The sequence below is a fragment of the SAR324 cluster bacterium genome (assembly GCA_029245725.1).
Taxonomy (GTDB): Bacteria; SAR324; SAR324; order SAR324; family NAC60-12; genus JCVI-SCAAA005.
Genome location: JAQWOT010000281.1, coordinates 1 through 8160, shown reverse-complemented (window position 1 = coordinate 8160; position 8160 = coordinate 1). Strand labels below are relative to the sequence as shown.

At 44.8% G+C, this 8160-nt stretch carries 8 protein-coding genes; 5 read left to right on the top strand and 3 right to left on the bottom strand.

Annotated features, from left to right (window positions below; translation table 11 throughout):
- Positions 1-230, top strand: a 230-nt coding sequence (locus P8O70_15340; GenBank protein ID MDG2198221.1) for a hypothetical protein, incomplete at its 5' end; no start/stop codon positions are given.
- 330 nt (positions 231-560) lie between these two features.
- Positions 561-2297, top strand: coding sequence for a hypothetical protein (locus tag P8O70_15335; protein ID MDG2198220.1), 1737 nt, complete (start codon positions 561-563; stop codon positions 2295-2297).
- A gap of 16 nt (positions 2298-2313) precedes the next feature.
- On the opposite strand, the gene P8O70_15330 is transcribed toward P8O70_15335, so the two are convergent.
- Positions 2314-2865: a YtfJ family protein gene (locus P8O70_15330; GenBank protein MDG2198219.1), complete on the bottom strand. Its 552-nt coding sequence runs from the start codon at positions 2863-2865 to the stop codon at positions 2314-2316.
- 334 nt (positions 2866-3199) lie between these two features.
- On the opposite strand from P8O70_15330, the gene P8O70_15325 reads away from it, so the two are divergent.
- Positions 3200-4456, top strand: a complete 1257-nt coding sequence (locus tag P8O70_15325; protein ID MDG2198218.1) for a hypothetical protein — start codon at positions 3200-3202, stop codon at positions 4454-4456.
- 39 nt (positions 4457-4495) lie between these two features.
- Here the strand turns inward: P8O70_15325 and lgt are convergent, their stop codons facing one another.
- Together lgt and P8O70_15315 are read right to left on the bottom strand one after the other, a co-directional pair.
- Positions 4496-5407: a prolipoprotein diacylglyceryl transferase gene (lgt, locus tag P8O70_15320; protein MDG2198217.1), complete on the bottom strand. Its 912-nt coding sequence runs from the start codon at positions 5405-5407 to the stop codon at positions 4496-4498.
- Positions 5408-5444: 37 nt separating this feature from the next.
- Complete coding sequence (locus P8O70_15315; GenBank protein MDG2198216.1) at positions 5445-6116, bottom strand: hypothetical protein; 672 nt, start codon at positions 6114-6116, stop codon at positions 5445-5447.
- A gap of 183 nt (positions 6117-6299) precedes the next feature.
- On the opposite strand from P8O70_15315, the gene P8O70_15310 reads away from it, so the two are divergent.
- Positions 6300-7481 carry a hypothetical protein gene (locus P8O70_15310; GenBank protein ID MDG2198215.1) on the top strand — a complete coding sequence of 394 codons (1182 nt, stop codon included), beginning with the start codon at positions 6300-6302 and terminating at the stop codon, positions 7479-7481.
- Positions 7474-8160 (top strand): CsgG/HfaB family protein (locus P8O70_15305; GenBank protein MDG2198214.1); only part of this gene is annotated, 687 nt, incomplete at its 3' end. The genes P8O70_15310 and P8O70_15305, both read left to right, overlap by 8 nt.

The following is an 8160-nucleotide window of genomic DNA, read 5'->3' as shown; positions in this document are numbered from 1 at the left end:
GACAAAGCCGAGGAACTTGCCAAAGATGGAGTCCACCGCTAGCCAGAGCCAACATTGAGACTTTTTTTAGTGATCAAAGAGCAGAGTTCATCGAATTCGATGAAAGAGCAGGCTTCGGTCTGTGGTGGGCTTGCTGGGAGTGCTTGGGCAGCTTGCACCAACCAGCGAGAGAGAGTCTTGTGATGGATGCCGAGAACCTAGCCGATAGCTCGCCTCCCCATCCCTTCTAGATAGAGCTGACAGACCTGTTGCTTGAGGGCTGGATCTTTGCCACGTTGTAGCGTCTGAAAGATCCGTCAGCAGGCTTGGCAACGGTAGCGTTGGACACCACGGCTGGTGCCATAGAGAATGTAGTCAGGATGAGCACAGTGAGGACATTGCATCCTTAGATCTCCAAATCTCGGAGATTACTTCATTTGTCTAAACGACGCAAATGCACCAGCTCCCATCTTTCTTAGTTTTTTCAAAAAAATGAAAAATAAATTCTTTAGCTTTTGGATAATATCTAATTATAACTTTTTCATTTGAGTCTTGAAACGATTGATCTTGAAAAGTTTGAAATGCATTTTCCCAATCACACCAAGCTATTGATTGTCAAACTCGCTTGTTTGGCTCTTTTCTATTTCGTTCTTGTCTCAGAAGGGCTGGGACAACATCAACAGATTGATACTCCGAATAAGATCCAGCAAAGCGTAGAGCAAAATTCACAACAGCGTCAGCAGGAGTTAAAGAAGCAGTTGATTGAATTTACGGGAATCATCAGCTTGCAGCAGAAGATACTCGAGGATCTGAGGGCAAAGCTAGATCAAAATCCAACGCAGTTGACAGAAATAGCCCTTGAAGGACAAGTCGCTGAATCCGAGAAGATTCTGAAGAACGCAGAGGTAGCTTTTGAGTCAATCGTCACTGGAGGACTGGACCTAGAAAATTTTAAGGAGGTGCCTGATCAGAGCTTTGACTGGCAAAGCGATCTAATCGAGATCATTCAACCCATTTTTCAGAGCCTGAAGGATCTGACTGAGCAGCCGAGAGCCATTGAGCGAATTCGGAAAACCATAGAATTTTATCAGCAAAATCTTTCAGAAATTGAAAACTCGATTCTTAAGATTGAAGAGTGGTCTCAAGCTGAGGTCGATCTTGCGACAAGAAGACAAATCCAAACAATTCAGAAAGATTGGCGAGAGCGTAAGGCAGAGGCACAGCGAAACCTGGAATTGTTTAAGCTGCAATTGAGAAATCTACAAATTCGCCAGGAATCAATCTGGACAAGTGTTTGGTCAGCTTTTGGAGCTTTCTTAACAGGTCGGGGCCTAAACCTGATGTTGGCCGTCCTTGCGACCATGGCAGTCTGGTTCGGGATGCGGAGTGTGCTGCGTTTTATGGTTCCGAAGGAAGACGTCGACGAATTTCAGACCAGAAGTCAATACTCACGAGTGCTCTTCTACACCTACAGAATTCTTATGATGATGGCCTCAACAGCCGTCTTTCTCATTGTTTTGTATGTGACTGGAGACTGGCTGCTCTTGGGCTTGGCGTTGTTGATTCTGGCTGGGATTGCGATTGGGCTAAAGAAGTATCTACCTCAATTTCTGGCAGAGGCAAAGCTCCTATTGAACTTGGGAGCCGTCAGAGAAGGGGAAATGGTCACTTACGAGGGTGTGCCTTGGCTGGTGAAGTCCATAAACATATATTCCCATCTGGTCAATCCGGTTCTGGAGGGGGGTGAGTTGCGCATGCCTCTCAGCGAAATGTCTCAGCTGATCTCTCAGCCGATTGCTAATGATGAACCCTGGTTTTCATCCAATTTAAACGACTATATTTTGTTGCCAGATGGAACGTTTGGTCAGGTCGTTATCCAAACTCCAGAGTTTGTTCAGATCAAATCAAGAGAAATGATCCGAACATTTTTGGTTAGTGATTATTTGAGTCTAGCAATCAAAAATCTCTCGATGGGTGCCTTTGCCTGTGTCGGAAGTTTTGGAATCAGCCTTGAACACCAGGAGATCTGCTTGGATCTCGTGCCGAGTGCGTTTGAAAAATCGATTGGGCTGTTCATCGACCAAAATGGGCTACAACCATTTTTAGAAGAGTTGAGTGTCGAAATGAGCGCGATTCAGTCAGGATCCATTCAGTACTTTCTCTATGTCAGGATGAAGAGCCCTGCAGCAGAACATTACTGGAAAATCCTCAGAATCATGCAGCAAGCCTGTGTGGCCACTTGCAACAGCGAAGGGTGGAAAGTGGAAAATCCTGACATGACCTTTCAAGTGCCCCCCCCGGATTTTCCTCAAAAATGACAGATCAGGCTACCAATCAATTGAATCCACTTTTGACAGCTGCAAGCATTTGCTCGATCTGTGAGTCGTTCAGCTGACCATCCACGCTGAAGAGCACCTCCCCCTGCTTGTCAAAAATCACAACGTCATTGTTGTGATCGCCTAGACCCCACTCATTTACCAAGACTTTCTTGTAGTCCATCACATAGAGGGTGTTTTGATATTCCTTCTGCTTGTCCTCCAACTTGCCCTGGATCAGGAAATTCGGGAGTAGCGTTGCATCCATGTTTATCACCGCTACAGAGCGAACTTGGTCTGCGGGCAGATTAGCATTCTTCAGTGCCTCACTGGCTGCGTTGTTCAAGTCACTCTCATCTGGGTCCACATAAAAAAGGATCGTGACGTAACCAAGGAACCTGTCACTTTTCCAAGGGCCACCACCGTCAACCAATTTGCCCTGCTCCCCCTCTAGAACAATGGTCTTTGGAGTTGTGCCAACTGGTAATTCAGCATTAGACACAATTGGAGCGAATAAAAAACTCAACCCTAACAGATACGCTTTGCATGCTCTATTCGCTGATCCTATCATTTTATAACCTCGCTTATTTTACAGAATGGATAAATCACACTTAACCAAATCTTAGCTAATTTGAAATTTATTACTCTAGAAAAATAATAATTTTAATTGGATTCCATCTAGTATTCTTTGATTTGACTTATCTAATCCAAGTAAAAGATTGATGAAAATCAAGAGGCCATGGAAGATTGTCTATTACTCCAGAAATTATCTTTAATTCTAGTTTCTGAGAATAAGAACAGCATTTGCACATGTAGCCGGTCAATCCAATACATTGAAATTCTGCAAGAATATTTTTTTGAACCAACACTCTGTTACTTTTCCTTAGATGTAAATGAGAGATCCTATGTTTCTACGAATCCTCTGGATAATGATTCCCATGCTTCTGTTAACTAGTTTTTCAGAGGCCATCGAACGCAGACGTTCACAATTCCCAAGAGACTTTGGATATCTGATCGCTCCTATACCCTACATCTTACCTGGTGTGGGGACAGGGCTTGGGGTGATTGGAGCCTTCAATAACACCTTTGATAGCACCACAGATTTTTTCTTGGTTGGTGTTGGTGGAGATGTTGAAGGAACCATTACTGGTGTAACCGATATCGAGTTGTGGCCTGAAAACGTTCTGCTGGATGTGACCTATCTTAGATTCAACAAGGGCTCGCAAAAGCAGTATGGTGAGCGAGGAATCGATTCGGATCCAGACGACTTCAACATCGTCGAATTACAGAATACTTCCTTGTACGGAGGTCGACTGACCTTCACTTTCTTGAAGCGTCGTCTGGAGTTCTTTACCCTCCAGTACAACATCCGCTCAGAACCCAGCGCTGTGATCTATCAAGGGAAAGAAGAGAATCGTCAGGAATACGCCGATCCAGAGCCCTTTACATTCCAAAGATTGACCTACGGAACCCAGATCGATGTTACGGATGACCGGTTAGATCCTCGAATGGGTGTCCGATTCGTAGCTACTAGGTCTGAATCTCCATCGATAGAAGCAGACTCTTCAGAAAGCTACACGGTCGACACTAACTTGACCGGGTACATACCACTGCTAGAGAGTAGCACCTTTGCTATCAACTATTTTCGTTCAGATGCTACTGTGACCAAGGAAGGGGTGACTGACTATCAATCAATTCTCGATGATTTGAGAACTAATTATACTTGCACAGCAGGTGATCCCTGTGATGAAAGCTTAAAGAAATTAGCAACTGATACACAAGCAAGCAGAAAATATGGAACAGCCAGTAGCCTCGGTGGTAGTTCGCGTTTGCGTTCCTATGCTGGAGGGCGCTTCAGTGGAGCTCACACCGAATTCTATGGCTATGAATTCCGTTGGAACCTGACCGACGAGAATACTCCGTTTGACTTATACTTCATTCGAGATTTTCGAACAGGATTCCAACTCGCTTTCTTTTATGAGACGGGAACAGTTGCAGAGCAGCGAGAGGATCTTTGGGATGAGTCGAGAAATTCTACAGGGCTGGGAGCGAGACTTGTCACTGGGTCAGGGTTTATCTATCGCTTTGACGTGGCAACGGGATCTGAGGGGCAGGAAACAACGTTATTTGTTGATTATCCCTGGGGAACAATTGCTCAATAATTTTTCTAGAAAAGGATGATGAGATAAACAGTAAGCAATCTACGACTTTGGTGCTGGCTCGGTTGATTGTGCTCCTTGTGCATACTTCAGAAACAGCAGTCCTGCGATGATCATCGGTAGACAGAGCAACTGCCCTCTGGAAATGCCGAGGTTGCCAAAAGCTAGGTCAAAGCCAATCCCCACATCTGGCATTCTAAAAAATTCACAGAATGCTCTTGCCAAGCCATAACCCACCAAGAATGTGCCAACTAAAGTGCCAGGCCTCTTGAGAGCATCGGTGCGCCAGGCGAGATGAGCCAGTACAAGAAAGAGGATAAGACCTTCCAAGGCTGCTTCGTACAATTGACTAGGATGACGTCCCTGGCCGATGGTGGCTGCCAGCTCAGGATATGCCAGGGCATAAGATTCTACTTGTGGAAAAACAATGGCCCAGGGAACATCAGAAACTCTACCCCATAATTCTCCATTGATGAAATTTGCCAAGCGTCCAAAGAATAAGCCAATTGGAGCTGCGATGGCGATGGCGTCTCCAAGAGAGAGGAGTGAAACCTTGTGACGTTGGGCATAGAGAATCACAGAGACGACCACACCCAGCATGCCTCCATGAAAAGACATTCCTCCTTTCCACATTGCAAACACGCTTGCTGGTTCTGTGAGCAGATGTGGGCTGTAAAACAAGACATATCCAAGTCGGCCACCCAACACAACTCCAAGAGTCATCCAGATCAAGAGGTTTTCGGTTTCCTCCATTGGAACAGGTGATTTCCCACCAGGCCAACGAGCCTCTGCTAACAGCATACGATTGACGTACACCCTTCTGAGCAGTAGTCCCGCAATATAGGCCAGAGCATACCAACGCAGACTAAAGGGGCCCAGCTCCATACCAAACAAAGAGATGGGACCAAGAGTAAACAGAGCGGGATCAATCGCTGGGAAGGGGAGAGCTAACATGGAGACCAGTATGGGATTTATATTGGATTGGGATCAGTCAAAAAAGAGTTGGTGCGTACTTCTTTAGATCAAAAGTTTTAGTTTTGCCGTCATGATAACGAATTTGAATTTTGGATTTGTCTATCCAATCCATCTCCAATTTGGCAGACTCATCTTTTGGGTAAAGCTTGAGGCTCTTGATTTCTATAGAGTCGTGGCGAATGAGATGAAGACGGAACTCAAAGATTTGCTTGTTTCGCTCTTTTCGGGAATCTCGAATGTGGGCAAAGACCAGATGAGTTAGGGAAGCAGTTGGACTCCGCACAGACTTATACTTAGTTTTTATAATTTCCAGTTGACCCTTGTGGGTCCTGTAAATTTCTAAAATACCGGTTTCTTGTTTTAGAATATCATAGACTCCGTAGCCCTGATTGGTCATCACTAGCTTGTCTTTCTCGTTGAGGAGAAGATGTCCTTGATACTTACCTTCTTCATCAATTCCTGAAACCAGCCATGAATCTGTGCCCTTGATTTGAATGAGGTCTAACCATTGAACAGATGGGCTTTGTAGTACCAATTTCCCATCGCGATAGACTGTGTTATTCGGCTGTTCCCCAGGAAAAATTGAGAATTCTTCGACAGTTTTTACAAAGAGTGATGCATGCGACGATTCAGCAAAGACGGGAGGGCAAAAGAAAATTGATACTAACAACAGCAGGATTCGCGACATTTTTCTTTGGTTGCGAGAGCTTGAATAAAAATTTGATTCCTATCTTGACGTCTTGCCCATGCCCTTCAAGGCAAAACCTCTAACCCGATGATGTTCCTTAACAATGTCTGATCATACGATCATTTGGCCCCAAAAGGTTCGCACGTCCGTTGCATGACATGGATTCCTTGATTTAGACCATTTATGAATGCACCTTTTCATGTGACCTGTGCGATTCCCCGTTCTGGGCGCACACTGAATAATTTCCTTCAGAGACTGGTTGATCTTGGAGCATCTCCTAAAGAAGTTGATGTAATTCTGCAGATTTTGTCCCAAAGCAAATCACGGAGCAGCCTAAAACTCGAAGAAGCGCTGAACTTTTTGCAAGAGGTTCGCTCTAAAGCACCCAATTGCTTCTCAGTATTTGTTGATAGAAAACGGTTCCATCGGCCATACCGTCTGGGATTTTTAGGTTACGATTGGCAGCTTGGACCGTACAAACTCAGAGTGGAGGGAGAAGAACCACACAACGGGTCTTCACTAATTCGATTGGATGAAGTCGATTTTACGGTTGTTGGGTTAGATGAACTCCTTTCGATGACCCAATACTATCTAAGAGATCCATCCCGGGTTACCAAATGGGGGATGTATAATTACCACTTGGAAAAGCCTACAGGAATCCGTATAGCTGGTTCAGCAATGCTCTGCAGTTACAATGAGGTTCTGAAGACAGAAATCCAGGACATCGTCGGCTTTTTCCTAATTTCCAAGGTTTCTGAGAGGAAACATCCACTGAATCTGAAAACACTCTCCAGATTTGGGCAGCAGGTCTTTGTGAAGGGTCGATACACGGGAATCGTGATGGCAGCCTACCCTAAGCTGAACATTGTTTCTGTGGAAGATGTTGAAGATGCGGTTCTGGCTGGAGAAAAAGGGTGTGTTGGCCTGGAGATCGTACAGAGTGGGTCAACTGTCAAAAGTAAGGGGCTCTTTCTACATGGTGGACCACTCTTTTTATCAGAGAGCCTATACGTTGTTGATTACGATCGGTACGTGTCTAGTGAGTCTTTGCGGAAGGTTATTGAATTACTAAATCCGGTAGGTTACTTCGAGGAAGCGCGTTTGAAACAGTTCGCCAAATGGTATCGAGCTTTAGAAATCAATCTTGGGAATGCTTGGATGGATAAGCCGCCAATCACTGAATTGTTTTGTGAAAGTTCTGATTCGGAGCACGGACTTCGCCCCTATCGACTCAAAACCAGACATTGGAAACCGAGTGACACCTATCAACGTGATCAAGCACAGCAAGGAATTGACCGAGCTCATAAACAGTTATTGGGCTATTACCAAAAAATTTGCGAGGAGCACCCCATTGTCAGTGTTTAGTCGGAATGCATCCTATTGGCTTTGTTTACCCATCATTTTATTAATGTTTGCGTTTCCCAATCTGATCTTTGCACAGAAGACTCGAGTAGATACTGAAGCACTAGCTGAACGCATTGCTAACTCTGTCAATGAATTAGTGGGTAACTATCGAACGATTGCAATTTCAAGAATCAAGCAGCGCAGTCGGAATAGGGCGATCGATTTGGAGCAGTTGATCGATTATACGCATGTGAAAATTGTTCGTGGAGAGAGATTTCGGGTTACAGATCGCTCAAAACTGCAATTGATTCTAAAAGAGCAGAAAATCCAACTTTCTGAGTTTGTTTCTCCAAACGATTATCGCGAACTTGGCAAGCTACTCGGTGTGGAATTGTTTGTTTATGGGACTGTCTACGATGAGGCCTTGATCCTCAAAGCAATTGACGTTCAGAATTCTTCGATTGCCTGGGCGGGGGTGTATCCAATCAGTGAACTGACGGATCGACATCAAATGTTGACCAACTTGAGTCAATCTCTTTTGGTCTCACTTCAGCAGAGCGCAAGAAGAATTCAAGGTGAGGAGATTCATCGAGTCAGTTTTTGGGATCTTGAGGCACCCGCACCGCTGTCATCAGAAGAAATCATCGATTATCTAACTGTGGCAATTGCGAATGATAAAAGCTTCAAGTTAGTTGATCGT

Coding starts and splice junctions, on each gene's coding strand:
- P8O70_15335 (MDG2198220.1), top strand. CDS start 561: ATGCATTTTCCCAATCACACCAAGCTATTGATTGTCAAACTCGCTTGT.
- P8O70_15330 (MDG2198219.1), bottom strand. CDS start 2,865: ATGATAGGATCAGCGAATAGAGCATGCAAAGCGTATCTGTTAGGGTTG.
- P8O70_15325 (MDG2198218.1), top strand. CDS start 3,200: ATGTTTCTACGAATCCTCTGGATAATGATTCCCATGCTTCTGTTAACT.
- lgt (MDG2198217.1), bottom strand. CDS start 5,407: ATGTTAGCTCTCCCCTTCCCAGCGATTGATCCCGCTCTGTTTACTCTT.
- P8O70_15315 (MDG2198216.1), bottom strand. CDS start 6,116: ATGTCGCGAATCCTGCTGTTGTTAGTATCAATTTTCTTTTGCCCTCCC.
- P8O70_15310 (MDG2198215.1), top strand. CDS start 6,300: ATGAATGCACCTTTTCATGTGACCTGTGCGATTCCCCGTTCTGGGCGC.